General features: G+C 67.4%; 15 protein-coding genes and 2 pseudogenes. 3 read left to right on the forward strand and 14 right to left on the reverse strand.

Annotated features, from left to right (window positions below; all coding sequences use genetic code 11):
- Positions 1–29 precede the first annotated feature (29 nt).
- The 3 genes from N4G47_RS08300 to acnB are packed head-to-tail and all read left to right on the forward strand — an operon-like array spanning position 30 to position 3,293.
- Complete coding sequence (locus tag N4G47_RS08300; RefSeq protein WP_249844099.1) at positions 30–254, forward strand: AbrB/MazE/SpoVT family DNA-binding domain-containing protein; 225 nt, start codon at positions 30–32, stop codon at positions 252–254.
- 6 nt (positions 255–260) lie between these two features.
- Positions 261–659, forward strand: coding sequence for a type II toxin-antitoxin system VapC family toxin (locus N4G47_RS08305; RefSeq protein WP_008267153.1), 399 nt, complete (start codon positions 261–263; stop codon positions 657–659).
- A 42-nt stretch (positions 660–701) separates the two neighbouring features.
- Positions 702–3,293, forward strand: a complete 2,592-nt coding sequence (gene acnB, locus N4G47_RS08310) for a bifunctional aconitate hydratase 2/2-methylisocitrate dehydratase (protein ID WP_475286403.1) — start codon at positions 702–704, stop codon at positions 3,291–3,293.
- 274 nt (positions 3,294–3,567) lie between these two features.
- Here the strand turns inward: acnB and N4G47_RS08315 are convergent, their stop codons facing one another.
- From N4G47_RS08315 to N4G47_RS08380, 14 genes and pseudogenes are all read right to left on the reverse strand, one after another.
- Positions 3,568–4,641, reverse strand: coding sequence for a protein-glutamate methylesterase/protein-glutamine glutaminase (locus N4G47_RS08315; protein ID WP_475286405.1), 1,074 nt, complete (start codon positions 4,639–4,641; stop codon positions 3,568–3,570).
- Entirely contained in the window at positions 4,638–5,234 is a 597-nt protein-coding gene (gene cheD / locus N4G47_RS08320) for a chemoreceptor glutamine deamidase CheD (protein ID WP_014037083.1), read from the reverse strand. The genes N4G47_RS08315 and cheD overlap by 4 nt, the downstream gene beginning before the upstream one ends.
- Entirely contained in the window at positions 5,231–6,100 is an 870-nt protein-coding gene (locus N4G47_RS08325; RefSeq protein ID WP_249844096.1) for a CheR family methyltransferase, read from the reverse strand. The genes cheD and N4G47_RS08325 overlap by 4 nt, the downstream gene beginning before the upstream one ends.
- A 37-nt stretch (positions 6,101–6,137) precedes the next feature.
- Positions 6,138–8,408 (reverse strand): methyl-accepting chemotaxis protein, encoded by a 2,271-nt coding sequence (locus N4G47_RS08330; protein WP_475286408.1) that lies wholly within the window; start codon positions 8,406–8,408, stop codon positions 6,138–6,140.
- A gap of 900 nt (positions 8,409–9,308) precedes the next feature.
- A pseudogene (locus N4G47_RS08335) lies at positions 9,309–11,523 on the reverse strand (methyl-accepting chemotaxis protein); the annotation flags it as partial.
- A gap of 101 nt (positions 11,524–11,624) precedes the next feature.
- Complete coding sequence (locus N4G47_RS08340) at positions 11,625–12,008, reverse strand: hypothetical protein (protein WP_107233273.1); 384 nt, start codon at positions 12,006–12,008, stop codon at positions 11,625–11,627.
- A 136-nt stretch (positions 12,009–12,144) separates the two neighbouring features.
- A complete protein-coding gene (locus N4G47_RS08345; protein WP_107233274.1) occupies positions 12,145–12,636 on the reverse strand; it encodes a chemotaxis protein CheW in 492 nt (163 codons plus the stop codon).
- 184 nt (positions 12,637–12,820) lie between these two features.
- Positions 12,821–13,594 carry a flagellar brake protein gene (locus N4G47_RS08350; protein ID WP_475289914.1) on the reverse strand — a complete coding sequence of 258 codons (774 nt, stop codon included), beginning with the start codon at positions 13,592–13,594 and terminating at the stop codon, positions 12,821–12,823.
- 158 nt (positions 13,595–13,752) lie between these two features.
- Positions 13,753–15,999, reverse strand: coding sequence for a methyl-accepting chemotaxis protein (locus tag N4G47_RS08355; protein WP_475286411.1), 2,247 nt, complete (start codon positions 15,997–15,999; stop codon positions 13,753–13,755).
- A gap of 395 nt (positions 16,000–16,394) precedes the next feature.
- Positions 16,395–18,398, reverse strand: a complete 2,004-nt coding sequence (locus N4G47_RS08360; protein ID WP_475286413.1) for a chemotaxis protein CheA — start codon at positions 18,396–18,398, stop codon at positions 16,395–16,397.
- Between the two features lie 45 nt (positions 18,399–18,443).
- A complete protein-coding gene (locus tag N4G47_RS08365) occupies positions 18,444–18,809 on the reverse strand; it encodes a response regulator (RefSeq protein WP_005409521.1) in 366 nt (121 codons plus the stop codon).
- Positions 18,806–19,114, reverse strand: coding sequence for an STAS domain-containing protein (locus tag N4G47_RS08370; protein WP_057496420.1), 309 nt, complete (start codon positions 19,112–19,114; stop codon positions 18,806–18,808). The genes N4G47_RS08365 and N4G47_RS08370 overlap by 4 nt, the downstream gene beginning before the upstream one ends.
- 233 nt (positions 19,115–19,347) lie before the next feature.
- Positions 19,348–20,465, reverse strand: a pseudogene (locus N4G47_RS08375) (chemotaxis protein CheW).
- The gene (locus N4G47_RS08380; protein WP_475286415.1) at positions 20,462–21,244 is read right to left on the reverse strand and encodes a ParA family protein; all 783 of its coding nucleotides are present in this window, start codon (positions 21,242–21,244) and stop codon (positions 20,462–20,464) included. Before N4G47_RS08380 ends, N4G47_RS08375 begins: the two are co-directional and overlap by 4 nt.
- Positions 21,245–21,248: the final 4 nt, after the last annotated feature.

The following is a 21,248-nucleotide window of genomic DNA, read 5'->3' on the forward strand; positions in this document are numbered from 1 at the left end:
AATTCGTGCATACCGAAGAGGGCCTACCGATGGAAGCCACTGTTGCAGAACGCGGACAGATCACCCTGCCCAAGGCGGTACGTGATGCCCTCGGCCTGACCAAGGGCACGCTGCTGAAGGTCGAGCTGGACGGCAGCCGCATCATCCTGCGCAAGAGTGTTGACGATGCCATCTCACGGGCGCGCGGCAAGTTCGCGCTGGATGGTTTCGAATCGTCCGAGGCGGCCGTGCGTTCGGTGCGCGACGAGGACTGACCGGTGATGATCGCCGTCGATTCGCCGGTGCTGGTTGAACTGCTCAGCAATGGCCCGCAGGCCGATGCGGTGGAAGCCATCCTGCGCCAGAGCCTGGTGGGTGGCCGCGTGGTGGTCTGCGGCGCGACCCTGGCCGAAGTCTGCGCATCGCTGCGCGGCGGCGCCGAAGTGCTCGAAGCGCTGGAAGAAATGGGCGTGCACTTCAACCCGATGGAGGCCAAGTCGGCGCTGCGCGCCGGCGAGATGCACCGCCGTCACCGCCAGCGCAGCGGCAGCCGCCGCAGCCTGGACGAATTCATGGTCGGCGCTCACGCACTGCTGCAGTGCGATGGCCTGATCACCTGGAACGACACGTTCTACCGCGACTACTTCAAGGGCCTGAAGCTGATCGTGCCGCAAGCCTGAGCCCACTCTGTTTTTCAACCTACGCATTACCCGGGAGTTGTCATGTTGGAAGCCTACCGCCACCACGTCGCCGAGCGCGCTGCGCTTGGCATCCCGCCGCTGCCGCTGAGCGCGCAGCAGACGGCCGATGTCATCGAACTGCTGAAGAACCCGCCGCAGGGCGAGGCCGAGTTCCTGCTCGACCTGCTGACCCACCGCGTGCCGGCCGGCGTCGATGACGCAGCCAAGGTCAAGGCCTCGTACCTGGCCGCGATCGCGCTGGGCAGCGAGCAGAACCCGCTGATCAGCCGCGAGCGCGCCACCGAACTGCTGGGCACCATGCTCGGCGGTTACAACGTGGCCCCGCTGGTGCAGCTGCTGGACGATGCCAGTGTCGGCACCATCGCCGCTGACGGCCTGAAGAAGACCCTGCTGGTCTTCGATGCCTTCCACGACGTGCAGGAAAAGGCCAAGGCCGGCAACGCCAACGCCCAGGCCGTGCTGCAGAGCTGGGCCGATGCCGAGTGGTTCACCAGCAACCCGGAAGTGCCGCAGAGCCTGACCGTCACCGTGTTCAAGGTGCCGGGCGAGACCAATACCGACGACCTGTCCCCGGCGCCGGACGCAACCACCCGCCCGGACATCCCGATGCACGCCCTGGCGATGCTGAAGAACAAGCGCGACGACGCGCCGTTCACCCCGGAAGAAGACGGCAAGCGCGGCCCGATCCAGCAGATCCTCGACCTGAAGGACAAGGGCCACCTGGTCGCCTATGTCGGCGATGTGGTCGGCACCGGTTCCTCGCGCAAGTCGGCTACCAACAGCGTGCTGTGGTGGACCGGCGATGACATTCCGTTCATCCCGAACAAGCGCGCCGGTGGCGTCTGCCTGGGTTCGAAGATCGCCCCGATCTTCTACAACACCATGGAAGATGCCGGCGCGCTGCCGATCGAGCTGGACGTGTCGAAGATGGAGCACGGCGATGTGGTCGAGCTGCGTCCGTACGAAGGCAAGGCGCTGAAGAACGGCGAAGTGATCGCCGAGTTCCAGGTCAAGTCCGACGTGCTGTTCGACGAAGTGCGTGCCGGTGGCCGCATTCCGCTGATCATCGGCCGTGGCCTGACCGGCAAGGCGCGCGAAGCGCTGGGCCTGGCCCCGACCGATCTGTTCCGCCTGCCGGTGCAGCCGGTCGACACCGGCAAGGGATTCTCGCTGGCACAGAAGATGGTCGGCCGCGCCTGTGGCCTGCCGGAAGGCCAGGGCATGCGCCCGGGCACCTACTGCGAACCGAAGATGACCTCGGTCGGCTCGCAGGACACCACCGGCCCGATGACCCGCGACGAGCTGAAGGACCTGGCCTGCCTGGGCTTCTCGGCCGACCTGGTGATGCAGTCGTTCTGCCACACCGCCGCCTACCCGAAGCCGGTGGACGTGAAGACCCACCATACCCTGCCGGAGTTCATCTCCACCCGTGGCGGCATCTCGCTGCGCCCGGGCGACGGCGTGATCCACAGCTGGCTCAACCGCATGCTGCTGCCGGACACCGTCGGTACCGGTGGTGACTCGCACACCCGTTTCCCGGTCGGCATTTCGTTCCCGGCCGGTTCGGGCCTGGTCGCCTTCGCCGCGGCTACCGGCGTGATGCCGCTGGACATGCCGGAGTCGGTGCTGGTGCGCTTCAAGGGCAAGATGCAGCCGGGCGTGACCCTGCGTGATCTGGTCAATGCCATTCCGCTGTACGCCATCAAGTCGGGCCTGCTGACCGTGGCCAAGGCTGGCAAGAAGAACATCTTCTCCGGCCGTATCCTGGAAATCGAAGGTCTGCCGGAACTGAAGGTCGAACAGGCGTTCGAACTGTCCGACGCGTCGGCCGAGCGTTCGGCTGCCGGTTGCTCGGTGCGCCTGAACAAGGAACCGATCATCGAGTACCTGACCAGCAACATCACCCTGCTGAAGTGGATGATTGCCGAGGGTTACCAGGATCCGCGTTCGCTGCAGCGCCGTATCGAGAAGATGGAAGCGTGGCTGGCCAACCCGGAACTGCTGGAGCCGGATGCCGACGCCGAATACGCTGCCGTCATCGAGATCGACCTGGCCGACATCCACGAGCCGATCGTGGCCTGCCCGAACGATCCGGACGACGTGAAGACCCTGTCCGAAGTGGCCGGCGCCAAGATCGACGAAGTGTTCATCGGTTCGTGCATGACCAACATCGGCCACTTCCGCGCCGCGGCCAAGCTGCTGGACGGCAAGCGTGACCTGCCGACCCGCCTGTGGGTGGCCCCGCCGACCAAGATGGATGCTTCGGAGCTGACCAAGGAAGGCGTGTACGGCACCTTCGGCGCCACCGGTGCACGCATGGAAATGCCGGGCTGCTCGCTGTGCATGGGCAACCAGGCGCAGATCCGCGAAGGCTCCACTGCGATGTCGACCTCGACCCGCAACTTCCCGAACCGTCTGGGCCGCAACACCAATGTGTACCTGGGTTCGGCCGAACTGGCCGCGATCTGCTCGCGCCTGGGCCGCATCCCGACCAAGGAGGAGTACATGGCGGACATCGGCGTGATCGCTGCCAGCGGCGCCGAGATCTACCGCTACATGAACTTCGACCAGATCGAGGAATACCAGGACGTGGCCAAGACGGTCGCTGCCTGATGCGGTAACGAAAAGCCCCGGCTCGCGCCGGGGGCTTTTTGTGGGCCACGATGCACGGTAGTGCCGGCCGCTGGCCGGCAGCTCGTTAACGAACAACCCCGGCGAGAGCAGGGGATATTCTGCTGCGTGGTGGCCTGTAGAGCCGAGCCCACGCTCGGCTGCTGTTCGCGCGATACGCGATGAGTCGAGCGCGGCTCGACTCTACAGAAGGCATCCACGCATGGCGTGGATCTACCTCGCGTCAGCTGCGGGCGAGGGCGCTACAGAGGTCCCATCAGCTGCGGGCGAGTGCCAGCAGGCGTTCGGCGATGCGTTCCAACGGCACCTGTTCTTCGGCGGCGCCGAGCTTGAACGCGGCGCCGGGCATGCCCCATACCACGCTGGTGGCCTCGTCCTGCACCAGTGTCGGCGCGCCAGCCTGGCGCATTTCCAGCAGGCCGCGCGCGCCGTCGTCGCCCATGCCGGTGAGGATGGCGCCGATCGCATTGCCACCGGCACTCTGCGCGACCGAGCGGAACAGCACGTCCACCGCTGGCTTGTGCCGGTTCACTGCCGGGCCGTCGTCGATGCGGCAGCGCCAGCGTGCACCGTCGCGGATGATGCGCAGGTGTTTGCCGCCCGGCGGCAGGTAGGCGTGGCCGGGCAGCACCGCTTCGCCGTCACTGGCTTCGCGCACCGCCATCGCCGAGTGGCGGTCCAGGCGCTCGGCAAAGGCCGTACTGAAGCTGGCGGGCAGGTGCTGGGTCATCACCACCGCTGGCGCGTCGGCCGGCATCCCTTCCAGCACCACGCGCAGGGCTTCGGTGCCGCCGGCCGAGGAGCCGATTGCAATCAGGCGGTCGGTGGTACGGAACTGCGGGGCAGCCGGACGCATTGCCGGGGCGGCTTCAAGCGTGAGCTTCGGTGCGCTGCTGCGCATCAGCGGGCGCACCCGCGAGCGCGCCGCCATCTTCACCTTGGCGATGATCTCATCGGCGTAGCCCTGCAGGCCGCGCGCCACATCAAGCTTGGGCTTGGACACGAAATCCACCGCGCCCAGCGCCAGCGCCTGCAACGTGGTGTCGGCGCCACGCTCGGTCAGCGAGGAGATCATCACCACTGGTAGGGGATGCAGGCGCATCAGGTTTTCCAGGAACGCCAGCCCGTCCATGCGCGGCATTTCCACGTCCAGGGTGATCACGTCCGGTGCCAGGCGCTTGATCTTCTCGCGCGCCAGCAACGGGTCGGCGGCGGTGCCGACCACGTCGATGGTCGGATCGCTGGACAGGATCTCGGTGAGCATCTGGCGCACGACGGCGGAGTCGTCGACGATCAGGACCCGGCAGGGGGCGTTGCCGGTGAGCGTCATTCGAACAGCTCCACGCCGCCGGTGACCGGGGCCTTGGACAGGCGTGCACGCACTGCCGATTCGGTGGCGGCCACTTCGGCTTCGTGGGCATGCGGCAGGCGCTGCACCACCACGCGGCCGGTATCGGCAAAGAACCAGATTTTGCGCGGATGGATGCCGCACAGGTCCTCGGCGATGATCGGGATGTGCTCGGCCTGCAGGTACTGGCGCACGAACTCTGCGTTGCGCGTGCCGACCGGGTTGCTGGTGAAGCCCTTGAGCACGTTGGCGCCGCCGAACACCTTGGCTTCGATGCGCTTGCGGTGCGCGCCGCGCTTGAGCATGTCGTTGATCAGCAGTTCCATCGCATAGCTGCCGTAGCGCGCGGGCGCGCCGTCGCCGGCATTGCCCTCGGGCAGCAGGAAGTGGTTCATGCCGCCGATCTTCAGCACCGGGTCGCGCAGGCAGGCGGCCACGCAGGAACCCAGCGTGGTGGTCAGCGCGGTGGTGTCATCGACCACCAGGTACTGGGTGGGCAGCAGTTTGGCGGCGATGGTCTGGAAACGCGCGTCCTGGTAGCGCATCACATCGTCGGTACGCAGCGAGGCGTTCATGCGCCGGCCCTCGCAGCACGGCGGTACAGGGTCCGTCCGCAGGGCTGGATCAGGTCGGCGGCGTGCAGGTAGTTCTCCGAGTGGCCGGTGTAGAGCAGGCCGTCTTCAGCCAGGTGCTGCACCAGCCGTCCGAGGATGGCGCGTTGGGTCGGCTTGTCGAAGTAGATCATCACATTGCGGCAGAACAGCGCATCGAACGGGCCGCCGACGTCGTAGCGCGGGGCGAGCAGGTTCAACGGGCGGAATTCGATCAGTTCCCGCAGCGCCGGCAGCACCCGGCACTGGCCTTCGTTGGGGCCGCTGCCGCGCTGGAAGTAGCGGCGACGCAGGTCGGGGTCGAGATTGGCGACCCGATCAATGTTGTAGACACCGCGGCCAGCGGTGGCCAGTACCTGGGTATCGACATCGGTGGCGACGATGCGCACCGGTGGCTTCAACGTGCCGAACGCTTCGCAGGCGGTGATCGCCATCGAGTAGGGTTCTTCGCCGGTGGACGCCGCGCACGACCACAGCAGCAGCGGCGAGCGGCTGGAGCGCTGCTGCAGTTCTTCGCGCAGCTTGTCGAAGTGATGCGGCTCGCGGAAGAACGAGGTCAGGTTGGTGGTCAGCGCGTTGGTGAACGCCTGCCACTCGTCGCCGTCGTCCTGTTCCAGATGATCCAGGTACTGCTGGAAGCTGCGCATGCCCAGCGTGCGCAGGCGGCGCGACAGACGGCCATACACCATGTCGCGCTTGGCCGGCGCGAGGGCGATGCCCACGCGCTGGTAGATCAGGTCGCAGACACGGCGGAAATCACGGTCGGCGAACTCGAATTCGCGTGGACCGGTGACGATGGGAGTAGGACTTTGCACGGGGGACGTGTCCATCGGCGAGGGCGGTGGCCGCAGCCACCGCGGGTGGGTCTCAGAATTCCTGCCAGTCGCTGTCGCTGGCGACGAAGGTGCTGGCGTTGCTGCTGCGACGGACCGGCGCGGGCGTGCTGGTCGGCTGCGGACGTGCCACGGTGGTGATGCGTGCCGGCTCCACGCGTGCGGCAACCGCCTTCACTGCAGCGGAGACCTGGTTGTCGAGGCGGAAGATCGCCACGGCGTCGGCCAGTTGCGCGGCCTGGTCTTCCATCGCGCGTGCCGCGGCGGTGGCTTCCTCCACCAGCGCGGCGTTCTGCTGGGTGGTCTCGTCCATCTGCACCACGGTCTGGTTGACCTGCTCGATGCCGGCGCTCTGCTCCTGCGAAGCGGCGGAGATCTCGGCCATGATGTCGGTCACGCGCTGCACCGAGGCAACGATCTCGCCCATGGTGCTGCCGGCCTGATGGACCAGGCTGGAGCCCTCGGCGACCTTGCCGACCGAATCGTCGATCAGCCCCTTGATCTCCTTGGCGGCGGCCGCCGAGCGCTGGGCGAGGGTGCGCACTTCGCTGGCAACCACGGCGAAGCCACGGCCCTGTTCACCGGCACGCGCGGCTTCCACGGCGGCGTTCAGCGCCAGGATGTTGGTCTGGAACGCGATGCCGTCGATGACCGAGATGATCTCGGCGATCTTCTTCGAGGAGGCTTCGATGGCCGACATGGTGGTGACCACCTGGCCGACCACCTCGCCACCCTGCGAGGCGACACCGTGCGCGCCGATGGCGAGCTGGTTGGCCTGGCGGGCGTGCTCGGCGTTCTGGCGCACGGTGGAGGTCAGTTCCTCCATCGAGGCGGCGGTCTCTTCCAGGTTGGCGGCCTGCTGCTCGGTGCGGCGCGACAGGTCACTGTTGCCGGAGGCGATCTCGCCGGCGGCCAGGGTGATGCTGGAGGCGCTGGTCTGGATCTGGCCGACGATCTGGGTCAGCTGCGCGACGGTGGCGTTGGCGTCGTCACGCATGCGCGCAAACACGCCCTGGTAGTCACCGTGCATGCGTGCAGTCAGGTCGCCCTCGGCGATGGCCGACAGCAGCTGCGACAGCTTGCCGAGGTTGTCATCGCTGACCGCCATCATCGCGTTGAGGTTTTCCAGCATGAGGCGGAAATCGTGATTGAAGCGCTGTGCGTCGCCACGGCGGCTGAAATCGCCTTCGGCGGCGGCACTGGCCAGCTGCTTGATCTCGGCGTTGATGCGGCCGAGGTTGGCCTTGACCGTATCGACGGTGGTGGTCATCGCCGCCTTCTCGCCTGGATAGCGCGCGATGTCGCGGCTGAGGTCGCCGACGGCGTATTGCTGCACCACGTCCAGCACATCGTGCAGGGTCTGTACGTGGCTGCCGACCAGGGCGTTGGTCTCCTGCACCATCAGGCCATACTCACCGGGGAAGGCGCGCGCGTCGATGCGGTAGCTCAACTCGCCACTCTCGTGCCGACGGGCCATCTCACGCTGGCCGTTGATGACCGCGTGCAACTGCTGCTGCATGCCCGACATGGCCTCCAGCAGGCGGCCCGGCTCGTCGTGCGGCTGCGGGCCGATGTGGCTGTCCAGCTTGCCACGGGCGATGCCTTCGGCGACGGCGGTGGCCTGCTTCAGCGGGCGCGCGATGCGATTGCCGATGACCCAGCTCAGCGCCAGCACGATCAGCACCAGCACGCCGCCGGCGACGGCCATGATGGCGGTGAACACCAGCGCCTGCTTCTGCACGTCGTCCAGGTAGACGCCGCTGCTGACCACCCAGTTCCAGGGCGCGAACAGGCCGGCGTAGGCGACCTTCTCGACCTCGCCCTTGCTGCCCGGCTTGGCCCAGCGGTAACTGACGAAGCCGCCGCCGGCCTTGGCCGCTTCCACCTGGTCGTAGTAGATGCGCACGCCATCGTCGGTGCGGAAGTCCTTCATGTCCTTGCCGACCAGGTCCTTGCGGAAGGGATGCATCAGCAGACGGTAGCCGGTGTCGTAGAGGTTGAAGTAGTACGCATCATTGTCGGCGCGCATCACTTCCAGTGCCTGCAATGCAGCCGCCTTGGCGGCGCCTTCGCTGAGCTCGCCGGTGGCGGCCAGGCGGTGATAGTGCTGCAGGATGCCGTAGCTGAGTTCGACCTGGGTCTTCAGCGCGGTCTTGCGGGTCTCGGTGAGGTCCAGGTACTGCATGCGGGCAGCGATCACCGACAGCGCGATCACGCCGAGCGCGATGAGCAGCGTCAGCAGGTTGAGCTTGCGCCGGACGGAGAGATTGCTGAAGTAGTGTTGCCAGCGATGCAGGAGATTCATCGAGCAGGACCTGGTTGAAGCAGGCGGGCGGCGCCGAGCCGGTCACGGCAGGACACACTGTGACAACCCCGTTATCGGCCGCGCGGGCGGGGATTGAGGTGCACTGTCCGAACGTATTCAGGTTTCCTTGCAGCGGCGGCTGCGGCGCTGCCTGCGGCAGGCTTTTGAAGCAACGGCAACAGCAACAGCGGTTGGTCGGCGGTCACTGGTTGCGAGAAGGGTCTGGTCAGGGTGGGTTGGCGGGGGACGCCGTAAACCCGTCCTTGGGGGCTTGGCCGCGGCATCCATGCCGCGGACACCCCCGCCAACCCACCCTGACCAGGCCCATTCGACATCCCGGTGTCGGATGGCAAAAGCGTTGGGTTTCCAAGTGGAAAGAGGGTCAGATCCGTTTTCCTGCGGAAAACGGATCTGACCCCGGAAGCGATGCAGCTGTTGCTGTTGCTCTTGCTCTTCTTTCTTCAATCCGGGGTGGACGCGCACGGGAACTGTCCGTGGCCGGGAGGGTGGGTTGCGCAGGGGCGTGAGCCGCATGGATGCGGCGACCGAGCCTACAAGGACGTATTCACGGCGGCCCCTGCGCAGCCCACCCTCCCGGCCAACCCTCAGTAACCCAGCGCTTCGACCGGCCACCCCGAGGGGCTTCGCCGTTGGCTGGATATCCGGATACCCCGAAAACAAGAACGCCCCAGCACAGGGCCAGGGCGTTCTCGTACATCCGATCAGGCAGGCATCAGAACTCCTGCCAGTCTCCGTCGGCCAGTTCGGTGGCCATCGGGCGACCGCCCGCCGTGCGTCGGGCCGGCGGTGCGACCGGGGCCGGGGCTGCCGGTGCGGCGGCACGCGCAGCCGGGGCGACGGCGCGCGACGGGGCGGCAACCACTGCCTCGGCTTCGTCCACCACGAAGATCGACACGGCCTCGCTGAGGTGGCCGGCCTGTTCTTCCATCGCACGCGCGGCGGCGGTGGCTTCCTCCACCAGCGCAGCGTTCTGCTGGGTGGTTTCGTCCATCTGCACCACGGTCTGGTTGACCTGCTCGATGCCGGCGCTCTGCTCCTGCGAAGCGGCGGAGATCTCGGCCATGATGTCGGTCACGCGCTGCACCGAGGCGACGATCTCGCCCATGGTCGCGCCAGCCTTGTGCACCAGCGCCGAGCCGTCATTGACCTTGCCGACCGAGTCGTCGATCAGGCCCTTGATCTCCTTGGCGGCGGCCGCCGAGCGCTGGGCGAGGGTGCGCACTTCGCTGGCAACCACGGCAAAGCCACGGCCCTGTTCACCGGCACGCGCGGCTTCCACCGCGGCGTTCAGCGCCAGGATGTTGGTCTGGAAGGCGATGCCGTCGATGACCGAGATGATCTCGGCGATCTTCTTCGACGAGGCCTGGATGGCCGACATGGTGGTGACCACCTGGCCGACCACCTCGCCACCCTGCGAGGCGACACCGTGCGCGCCGATGGCGAGCTGGTTGGCCTGGCGGGCGTGCTCGGCGTTCTGGCGCACGGTGGAGGTCAGTTCCTCCATCGACGCGGCGGTTTCTTCCAGGTTGGCGGCCTGCTGCTCGGTGCGGCGTGACAGGTCGCTGTTGCCGGAGGCGATTTCGCCAGCGGCCGAGCTGATCGCGCGGCTGGACTGCTTGATGCGGGTGACGATCTCGCTCAGCTGCGCGGCGGTGGCGTTGGCATCGTCACGCATGCGGGCGAACACGCCCTGATAGTCGCCGTGCATGCGCACGGTCAGGTCACCCTGCGACAGCGCGGCGAGCAGGCCGGAGATCTGTTCGATGCTGCCGGCGTTTGCGTCGAGCAGGCCGTTGATCTGCTGGGCCAGCTGCAGGAAGAAGCCTTCCTTGTCGCTGGCATCGATGCGGCCGGACAGGTCGCCGGCGGCAGCCTGGGCGATCACGCGGGCCACTTCGGCCTCGACCTGCGCTTCCTGGGTGCGGTCGCGCCATTCCACCACGTAGCCGACGGTGTCGCCGCCTTCGTTGCGGATGGTCGACACCACCTGGGCGAACTGGGCATCGCCATACTGCATCGGGCGACGGGCCACGCCATGCGCCTTCAGGTTGCCGAGCAGGGTCTGGTCCATCTCGCCACGGTGCTCGAGCACGGTGACCGGCTTGCCGATCAGCGAGGCGTGGGCGTCGAAGTCGGGCAGGTCGCGGCGCACGTCATCCTGGTACTGGCTCAGGGTCTGCTGCAGGGCGCGGTTGGTGTAGACGATGGTGTTGCTGGTGTCGGTCAGGTACACGCCGGTGGAGCTGTAGTCCAGCGCGGTGCGGATGCGCAGGTTCTCGCGGGCGATGGCCTGGTCGGTCTCGATGCGTTCACGCAGGTCGCGCTGCATGCGCTGCATGGACTGCATCAGTTCGCCCACTTCGTCCTGGCGGCTGACATCGATGTGGCCATCGAGCTTGCCACCGGCCACGTCGTTGGCCACCGAGACGGCGCCACGCACGCTGCCGACCAGGGCACGGGCGAACAACCAGACCAGCACCAGGCCGAGCGCGGCACCGCCCAGCAGGGCGATCACGGTCAGCACGGCCGAGGCGGAATAGGTGGTGGCCGCTTCATCGCGCGAGGCGCGGGCGAGGCGGTTGTCTTCGGCGATCAGCGCTTCCAGCGCCGAGGCGGCCTTGCGGTGCTTGGTGCGGGTTTCGCCGACGAAGGTGTCGATGGCATCGTCCGGCAGGTCCAGTTCCAGCATCTCGGTGACGCTGTCATAGGAAGCCAGGGCGTCCTTCCATTCCTTGGCGAAGGCGTCGAACAGCTTCTTCTGCTGCGCGTTGTCGACCAGCTTCGGATAGTCCTTGATCGACTTGTCCATGCTGGTGCGCAGGTCGGTGGCCTGCTTGCGCGCATCGGACTTGACGTCGTCGCTGGCGCGGATCAGCTGCTGGTAGGCGGCATTGCGGTACTCACCCAGCATGCCGCGCATCTCGCCGGCCATGCGGATGCTTTCCATGCGTGAACCGGCCAGTTCGGTGGTGACGTTGTTCAGCGAATGCAGGCCACGATAGGCGACGATGCCCTGCAGCAGCATCACCAGCAGGATGACGCCGAAGGTCAGCATCAGCTTCGGCATCAGTTTCAGGTTGTTGATCCACGGCATGGGCGTTGCGATCTCCTAAGGCAGACGCGTCCGGGCATCGGGCCCGGTTGCAGCAGAAACCACGCCGGCACCAGGTCCGGCGTGGCTCGACGGACAGCGGATTACTTGATGTTGGCCAGCTTCAGGCCCGACGGCGAGCTGACTTCGATTTCCGCGCGCGAAGCGTCGCGCTGGATCTTGCCGATCACGCAGACGGTCTTGCCTTCCAGGGTTTCCAGCGGGAAGGAGAACTTGCCGCGGTTTTCGCCGGCGATGCGCGCCGAGAAGGTGTGGCGCGGGAAGGCGCCGCCCATGTACAGGAAGGTCGGCTGGCCTTCGGAACCTTCTGCGTAGCGGGCCTTTTCAACCTTGCCGCAGACCATGCCGTCCTTGCCGACCGAGCGCGGTGCCATTTCCGGCGGGATCATGTCGGCCGACTGGGCGAAAGCGGAGGCGGCGGTGGTGGCCAGGACAGCAGCCGAGACGAACGCAAGCAGGGACTTCATCGAGGGGTATCTCCGGGGATGGTAACGGTCGGGCCGGTCCTGCGCGCTCCTGCGCGGCCGGCTTCTGTCCCCCTATCGGCATCGCCAGAGGGAACTGAAGGGTTTTGTGACTGGAACGTGAAGCAGTTCCGTTTGCTCAGGCGGCGACGTCTTCCACGGCGCTGGGCTGGCCCATGTCGGCGCTGTCGAGCAGGGTCTCGATGTCCAGCAGGATCAGCATGCGGTCGTCATGGGTACCGATGCCGGAAATGAAGCGGGTATCGACCGCGGCGCCGAACTCCGGGGTCGGACGGATCTGCTCGGCCGACAGCGGGATCACGTCGGAGACGCTGTCCACGACGATGCCGACCACGCGGTCTTCCACGTTCAGCACGATCATCACGGTGAAGGCGTCGTAGCGGGCATCGTCCAGGCGCAGCTTCAGGCGCAGGTCGATGACCGGCACGATGGTGCCGCGCAGGTTGATCACGCCCTTGATGTAGTCCGGCGCGTCCGGCACGCGGGTCACCGCATCGTAGCCGCGGATTTCCTGCACCTTGAGGATATCCACGCCGTAGTGCTCGGCACCGAGGGTGAAGCTGAGGAATTCGCCACCGGCGCTGGCGGTGGAGCTGGTCTTGTCGTTCATCGAGGGGTCCTGGTTCTGCCGGAAGTCCCGGTGTCAGGCTCGATATCGGCCCCGTGGGAGGGGACTTTAGCTGCCGGGGAAGCATCCACGCATGGCGTGGATCCGCCGACGATCGGTAGTGCCGGCCGCTGGCCGGCAACGGCACTCTCCGGGTTGCCGACCAGCAGCCGGCACTACCACGCGCCTACATCTCGCCGTTGCGGCGGGCCTTGCGCTGGCGGTCGATGCGGAAGATGTAGCGCTGGATGGCGCTGTCGGCGCCGCGCGGCAGGCTGTCAAAGCGCATGCCCACGCGTTTGACCTCGATGCCATTGGGCTGGCGCTGTGGCAACAGGTTGCAGACCACCAGCTCGATGTCCAGATCCGGACCGTCAGGCAGCGAAAGCCGGGCCGGGTAACGCTTCTGCAGGCCGAACACCGCGCAGTCATTGGGCACGACCACCGCCAGACCGCCGCCACTGATGTCCACCACGCGCATCGACAGGGCTTCGGCGCGGGCCTCGCCAGGCGGCAGCAGCAGCTGCGGCGAGTCGGTCACCGGGGTCTCCAGCCGGTACAGCTCGCGGCGTTGCAGGTGCACCAGTTCGTCCGGCAGCGGGGCACGGAAGGCGACGTGGCCATCGTTGTCCACACGCTGCAGCTGGTGCAGGCGGAACCGGACCAGCACGCGTTCCAGCTGGGCGAAGCACAACAGGTGGTCGGACTGTTCGGCCGCACGGTTGGACGCTTCCTGCGGGCTGCCATCGAGCAGCAGGACGTCCTCATCCTCGTCCAGATCGAGCAATGCGGTAGGAAACGAGCGGTCGCGGCCGTCAATATGCGCGTTGATCAGCGAACGCTGGTCGATCAGCGAGCGCAGCAGCTGGCGCAGCTGACGCGGATTGCGAACCAGGAATCGTTCGTCAGCGGCGTCGGCCGCATGGACTTCATGCACTGCAGTGTCGTTGCCGTCGGACATGGAATCTAGGGTCAAGGGCGGGCGCCAGCACGCGTTGGCGCGTGGCTCGATGGGGATATCGGCCTCTGCCTCGGATTATGAAGTGAGGAATGCATCACTTTCCATGCAGAAGGGGTCAGAGCTCTTTCCCTCGGGAAAGGGCTCTGACTCCGGCGTCCTCAGAACTCCTGCCAGTCGCCCTCGGCCGCCAGTGCCGGCGCCGCCGATGCGCGTAGCGGGCGTGCCGGTGCTGCCTTGGTGGCGGGCAGGGCGGCGGCCACCTGGCGCGGCTGCGGTGCGGTGGCCAGTCGTGCCGGTACTGCGGTGACGCCCTCCGAGGCCAACCGGAAGCGAGCCACAGCTTCACCCAGCTGCACGGCCTGGTCTTCCATCGCGCGTGCCGCGGCAGTGGCTTCCTCCACCAGCGCAGCGTTCTGCTGGGTGGTCTCGTCCATCTGCACCACGGTCTGGTTGACCTGCTCGATGCCGGCGCTCTGCTCCTGCGAAGCGGCGGAGATCTCGGCCATGATGTCGGTCACGCGCTGTACCGAGGCAACGATCTCGCCCATGGTGCTGCCGGCCTGATGGACCAGGCTGGAGCCCTCGGCGACCTTGCCGACCGAATCGTCGATCAACCCCTTGATCTCCTTGGCGGCGGCGGCCGAGCGCTGGGCGAGGGTGCGCACCTCACTGGCAACCACGGCAAAGCCGCGACCCTGTTCACCGGCACGCGCGGCTTCCACGGCGGCGTTCAGCGCCAGGATGTTGGTCTGGAACGCGATGCCGTCGATGACCGAGATGATCTCGGCGATCTTCTTCGAGGAGGCTTCGATGGCCGACATGGTGGTGACCACCTGGCCGACCACTTCACCACCCTGCGAAGCGACGCCATGCGCGCCGATGGCGAGCTGGTTGGCCTGGCGGGCGTGCTCGGCGTTCTGGCGCACGGTGGAGGTCAATTCTTCCATCGAGGCGGCGGTCTCTTCCAGGTTGGCGGCCTGCTGCTCGGTGCGGCGCGACAGGTCGCTGTTGCCGGAGGCGATCTCGCCGGCGGCCAGGGTGATGCTGGAGGCGCTGGCCTGGATCTGGCCGACGATCTGGGTCAGCTGCGCGACGGTGGTGTTGGCGTCGTCACGCATGCGCGCGAACACGCCGTTGAACTGACCCTCCATGCGCGCGGTCAGGTCGCCGGCGGCGATCGATTGCAGCAGCTGCGAGAGCTGGCCGAGGTTGCCGTCGGCCACCTGCATCATGGTGTTGAGATGCTCGATCATCAGCCTGAAATCATGCTGGAAGCGCTGGGCGTCACCGCGCTGGCTGAAGTCACCTGCGGCCGCTGCGGCGGCCAGCTGCTGGATCTGGGTGTTGATCGCCAGCAGGCTGGCCTTGGCCGCATCCATCGATTCATGCAGGATCGCACGGCTGCCCGGCAGGCGGCGTGCATCCGGGGCGAGATTGCCGATGGCGTACTGGTTGAGCACGTCGATGGCATCGCGGATCGCATCGAGGTGTTCGAAGATCACCGTGTTGATGCCGCCGGCCAGCTGGCCATAGACGCCCGGGAAATCCTCCGGAATGCGGTGGCTGATGTCCGGGCCGGCATGCATCTGCGCCATCAGCTGGGTCTGCTCGCTGAAGCGGCGCAGCATCGCGGTCATCTCGGCGGTGGCGGCCAGCATCTTGCCGGCTTCATCCTTGCTGGTGGCCTGGGTGCTGACACTGAGGTCGCCGCGGGCGACCGCCTGGATGGCCTGCACCGCCTTGCCCAGCGGCCCGGTGACGGCACGCGAGATGACCGTGGCCAGTGCGGCCGCGACCAGCGACAGCAGCACGATGCAGCCGATGATGGCAATCATGCTGGTGCGATGGGTGGCATTGGCGGCGGCGATCTTGCCGTCCATCAGCCCGGCGATGTGCGTGCCGAGGGTCTTCATCGCGGCAAACAGATCGCGGCGTGCCGGCCGTGACTGCTCGTCGGAGATCTGCTGGGCGAGGGCGCCGTCACCAGCGGCCACCGCGGCGCGCATCGCCTTGTTGGCGGCGAAGTAGCGGTCCAGCTGCACGCTGGCGGCGCGATACAGCTCGCGCTCCTTGGCCAGTGCCGGCAGTGCCGAGTACGCGGCCAGTTCGTCCTGCACGGCCTTGGCGGTGTCATCCATGCGCTTGTTGTAGTCGGCCACCTTGTCGGGCTGGTCGAGCATGCTCAGCAGGGCCAGTTCGTAGGTGCGGAACTCACCCAGCTGCGAGCGCGCTTCGCCCAGGTGCTGCACCGAGGGAATATCGTTGGCGGCCATCTCGCCCAGCTGCTTGTTGGCCTCGCTCAGGCGCAGCAGGGCAAACGCACCCAGGACCAGGGTCATCAACGTTGTGAGGGTGAACCCCACGGCCAGCTTGCGGGCGATGGGCAGATCGTGGAACCACTTCATGCAGGGTGCTCCAGGTGGGCAGGGTGGCGGCGTCATTGCGCCGGCCGGGGTGGTTGCAGAGCGAACGGTGGTGTCCGGTGGGGGATCGGTGACGGCCGTCATTGCGGAATAACGGCGCGGTTTGAGCGGACTTTATGGACGCAGATCACATTCGGTTGCGTAGGGATGACGGCGCGAAAGTGCAGCAGTGGCGGGGCTTTCGCTTGGATGGCGTGGTTGCGTGCGAAACCAACGCGGCGACGGAATTCACGGAATGCGCGGTAGCCTCGGTCGGGGTCAGATCCCTTTCCTGCGGAAGGGGGCCTGACCCCATCGCCACCTCGATCGCCGGAGCGCGCGCAAACAAAAACCGCCGCCCCAAAAGGGCGGCGGTTCTGCACAGCCTGCAAGCAGGATCAGGCGGCCTGCGGCATCCGCAGCGAGCGCACCAGGCCGCCGATGTCGACGATCAGGGCGACGCGGCCATCGCCGAGGATGGTGGCACCGGACACCCCGCCGATGCGGCGGTAGTTGTTCTCGATGTTCTTCACCACCACCTGCTGCTGGCCCACCAGTTCGTCCACTTCCAGCGCGATCTTCTGGCCATCGCCTTCGACCACCACCACCAGCGATTCGCTGTTGGCGCGACGGCTGCCATAGCCGTAGTACTCGGTCAGCGACAGGATCGGCAGGTACTCGCCGCGCACGCGCAGCACGCGGCCTTCGCCGGCCATGCTGCGGATGTCTTCGGGCTGCGGTTGCAGCGCCTCCAGCACATAGGCCAACGGCAGGATCAGGGTCTCGCCGGCCACGGCCACGGTCATGCCATCGAGGATGGCCAGGGTCAGTGGCAGGCGGATCAGTGTGCGGGTGCCGGCGCCGAGGCTGCTTTCGATCTGCACCTCGCCGCCCAGCGCCTGGATGTTGCGGCGGACCACGTCCATGCCGACGCCGCGCCCGGACAGATCTGTGACCGCATCGGCGGTGGAGAAGCCGGGCTGGAAGATCAGGTCCCAGACCTGCGAATCGGTCGGATTGTCCGGTACCGCCAGGCCGCGTTCGTGCGCCTTGGCCAGGATCTTGCTGCGATCCAGGCCGCGGCCGTCGTCGCTGACTTCGATCACGATGTGGCCGCCCTGATGCGACGCGGCCAGCGTGATGGTGCCGGTTTCGTCCTTGCCCGCGCCGCGGCGCACGTCCGGCATTTCCAGGCCGTGGTCGATCGAGTTGCGCACCAGGTGCACCAGCGGATCGGCAATCTTCTCGATCAGGCCCTTGTCCAGCTCGGTGCCTTCGCCGACGGTGCGCAGGCGCACCTGCTTGCCGAGGCGGCTGGACAGGTCACGCACCAGGCGCGGGAAGCGCCGGAACACGGCGTCAACCGGCAGCATGCGCACGCCGATGACCGCTTCCTGCAGATCGCGGGTATTGCGCTCGAGCTGGTCCAGGCCGGCGAACAGGCTTTCGGCGTGGACCGGATCCAGGGCATGCGAGACCTGCTTGAGCATGGCCTGGGTGATGACCAGTTCGCCGACCAGGTTGATCAGCGCATCGACCTTGTCGACGCTCACACGGATCGAGGTCTCCGCTTCCTGGCTGGCGCCGGCGGCCGGGCTGGCTGGGGCGGCCGGAGTGGCGGTGGAGGCGGTGGAAGGGGCGGTGGAAGGGGCAATCTGTGGTGCTGCCGGGGCCTGGGTGGCCAGGCTTGGCGGCGCGGCCGGACGGATGTCCAGTTCGCAGTCGTCCAGCACCCAGGCAAAGGTGTCTTCGATCTTGCTGCGCGGCACCTTGCCGACCAGGCCCAGGTCCCAGGCCAGGTGCGCCTCGAGCGGGTCGAGCTGGGCGAAGCCCGGCAGGCGCTCCATGCGCGCGGCCACCTGCAGCGAACCGAGGTGTTCCAGTTCGCGGATGATGCGCAGCGGGTCGTTGCCGCTCATGAACAGCGAAGGTGCCGGGGTAAAGCCGATCTGCCAGGCTTCCGGCGTGTCGTCGACCTTGGCCGCTGCCGGCGCGGGGGCGCTTGCCGCGGCCTGCCCGGACAGCACCGCTTCCAGGCGTGCCTTCACCGCGGCAACGGCGGCCGGGTCGGCGGCCTGGCCATGCTCGGCTTCGCGCAGCAGGGCGCGCAGCACGTCCACCGAGGACAGCATGGCGTCGACGGCGTGGCCTTCCAGCGCACGCTTGCCGGCGCGCAGCTCATCGAGCAGCGTTTCCAGCACGTGGGTCAGGCTGGCGATGGCGTCGAAGCCGAACGTGCCGGCGCCGCCCTTGATGGAGTGGGCGGCGCGGAACACCGAATTGATGATCTCCGCGTCCTGCTGCCCCGATTCCAGGGCCAGCAGGCCAGCCTCCATCGCGTCGAGGCCTTCGCGGCTCTCCTCGAAGAAGGTGGCGTGGAAGCGTTGCAGGTCCATGCTCATGGCAGTGGTGGTCCGGAAGCGAAGAGGGGGAGCGGCGGCGGGCGATCAGCCCAGCACTTTCTGCACGGTGGCGACCAGCTGTTCGGGATTGAACGGCTTGACCAGCCAGCCGGTGGCTCCGGCGGCCTTGCCTTCGGACTTCTTGTCGGCGGCCGATTCGGTGGTCAGCATCAGCAGCGGGGTGAACTTGTAGTCCGGCAGCTGGCGCAGTTCGCGGATCAGCGCGATGCCGTCCATGTTGGGCATGTTGACGTCGGTGACCACCGCGTTGAAGCGTTGGCCCTTGGCGCGACCGAGCGCGACCGCGCCGTCTTCGGCTTCTTCGACGGCAAAACCGGCCGAGGTGAGGGCGAAGGAAACCATCTGGCGCATCGACGCCGAATCGTCCACCACCAAGATACGTGCGCTCATGCAGCGTTCTCCACAGATTTCAGGTTGTCATGGGGTACGTCCAGGCCCAGGGCCTGGGTGACGCCCAGCAGGCGCGCGGCGTCACGGAAGGTTGCGGTGCAACCGTGGAAGCCGGTGCCCAGGCCTGCCTCGCGGCGGGCCTGCACGAAGGCACACAGCACCTGCACGGCGGCTGTGTGGATGCGGGCGACCTGGCTGGCATCCAGGGTCAGCTCGCCTGCCTGCGCCACCAGCGGGGCGAGGCGGTTCTTGAGCTCGGTGCTGCTCTCGATGCCGAGATCCTCACCCAGTTCGACAGTGCTCATCGTTGCTCCGGACAAACGGTTCCGTGATCCATAACGGCACCCCGGCAGGGTTCTTTAGAGGAATCGACGCGTTGCGTCGATGCGGTGGCTGTTGAAAAGGGGATGGAGGGGGTCAAGTCGCCGCTCCGAGGCAACCTGTGGCAACGGCGACCGCGCAAAGTGCCGACGCGGCTGATGGCGGGCAGATCGCAGGGGCATTCGCGACTTAATCCCCTCGGCCCCCTTCTTGGGGCTCAGCTCAGCAGCCGGGTGGCGTCGAGCAGGATCATCGGCCGCTGGCTGACGCGTGCCACGCCGCGGAACAGGTCGTTGGAGATCTGGCAGATGCGCGCGGTATCCGGCGGTTCGATCTGCGAATCGGTGAGGTTGGCGACGTCTTCCACCGCCGACACGCGCAGGCCGATGGTCTCGCCGTCTTCTTCCAGCACCACGATCCGGGTCTGCGCGTCGTCTTCGGCGGCGGCGGCACCGAGGTGCAGGCCGAGGTCCATCACCGGTACCACCTGGCCGCGCAGGTTCATGATGCCGAGCATCGCCGGGGCGGTGCCACGCAGGGGCAGCAAGGGCACCGGCAACACCACTTCCTGCACCTTCAGCAGTTCCAGTGCGTAGGCCTGGGTGCCGCAGCGCAGGCGCAGCCAGCGCGAGGTGCGTTCGGCGGCACGGCGGTTCTGCGGATGCGGGCTGCTGGCGGGCTGGTGGGCCTGGGCCTGCAGCTCCTGCCAGCTGCCTGGGCGGTTGCCGCTGGGGGCGTCCAGTGCCACGCGCGGGGGCGGGGCGACGGCGGCACGTGCGGACGGTGCAGCTGCGGGGCGGGGAGTGGGCGCCGGCGCCGGCGCGGCGATCACCGCGGGTGGGGGCGGGGCGACGTCCTCGCCACCGGCGGCGGCCTCGAAGGCAGCCTGCAGGCCGGGGCTGTCGGTGTGGGCAAGACGATGACTGTCGGCCGCATCGGTCTCGTAGATCACTTCGTCCGGCAGGTCATCCCAGGTAGGCTCGGGGCCGGTCGTTGCGGCGGCTGCGGGTGCTGCCGCGGTTTCGTGGATGACTTCGTCGGGCAGGTCATCCCAGGTGGGCTCGCGTTCCGGAGAGGCGGCGCTTGGCGGGGAGGGCGGGGCCCCGCCGGTGCAGAGGCGGCCTCGAAAGCGGCCTCCAGCAGGGCGTCGTCCGCGCTCGGGCCCGCAACGACAGCGTCCGTTTCGTAGATCACTTCGGCCGGCAGATCGTCCCAGGTCGGCTCGCGTTCCGGTGCCGCCGCATCCGCCGGGCGTGGCACGGCAGCCGGCGCCGCGACAATCGCCTCGCCCAGCAGTTCATCCAGATAGTCGTCGAGTACGCCGGTGCTGTTCATGCCGCCTGCTCCAGCGCGCGCGCGTCCTCACCCAGAATCCAGTTCAGCGCACGCCGGTAGGCCGCCAGACCGCGCCCCGGATAGTCCTCACCGATGCTCGGCAGGGTCAGACCGGCGGCGTTGCTGATGCGGGTGTCGATCGGAATCGCGTCTTCCCACACGCGTGCGCCGTGGCGATCCTGCATGGTGCGCAGCGATTCGTTGCCGGCGCGCGTGCGACGGTCGAACAGGGTGGGCAGGATCGAAATCGGCAGCGGTCGGCGGCGCGAGCGCTCGACCATTTCACCGGTGCGGACCATGCCATCCAGCCCGTGCAGGGCCAGCGGCTCGGCCTGGGTGGGGATGATCAGGCGGTCGGCCGCGGCCAGCGCATTGATCATCAGCAGGCCGAGGGTCGGCGCGCAGTCCAGCAGGATGTAGTCGTGCTGGCCCTGGTGGCGCGCCAGCGCGTTCTGCAGCGCCAGGCCGAGCCCGGGCTGGTTGGCGCTGCGGCGCTCCAGCGTGGCCAGCGCGGACTGTGCGCAGACGTAGTCCAGCCCGTGGATGTTGCTGGCGTGGCACAGGCCGGAAAGATCGGCCGGCGGCGCGCCGAACAGCTCAAGCACACCGGCCGGCGGCGGATCCACCGGCACGCCGAAGGCGCGGCTGAGCGACGCATGCGGATCGAGGTCGATCAGCAGCACGCGATGGCCGAGCGCGGCCAGGCCGCGGCCGAGGGCGAGGGTGGTGGTGGTCTTGCCGACTCCGCCCTTCTGGTTGGCGACTGCCCAGATGCGCATCGGT

The organism is Stenotrophomonas sp. GSD10 (assembly GCF_056172695.1).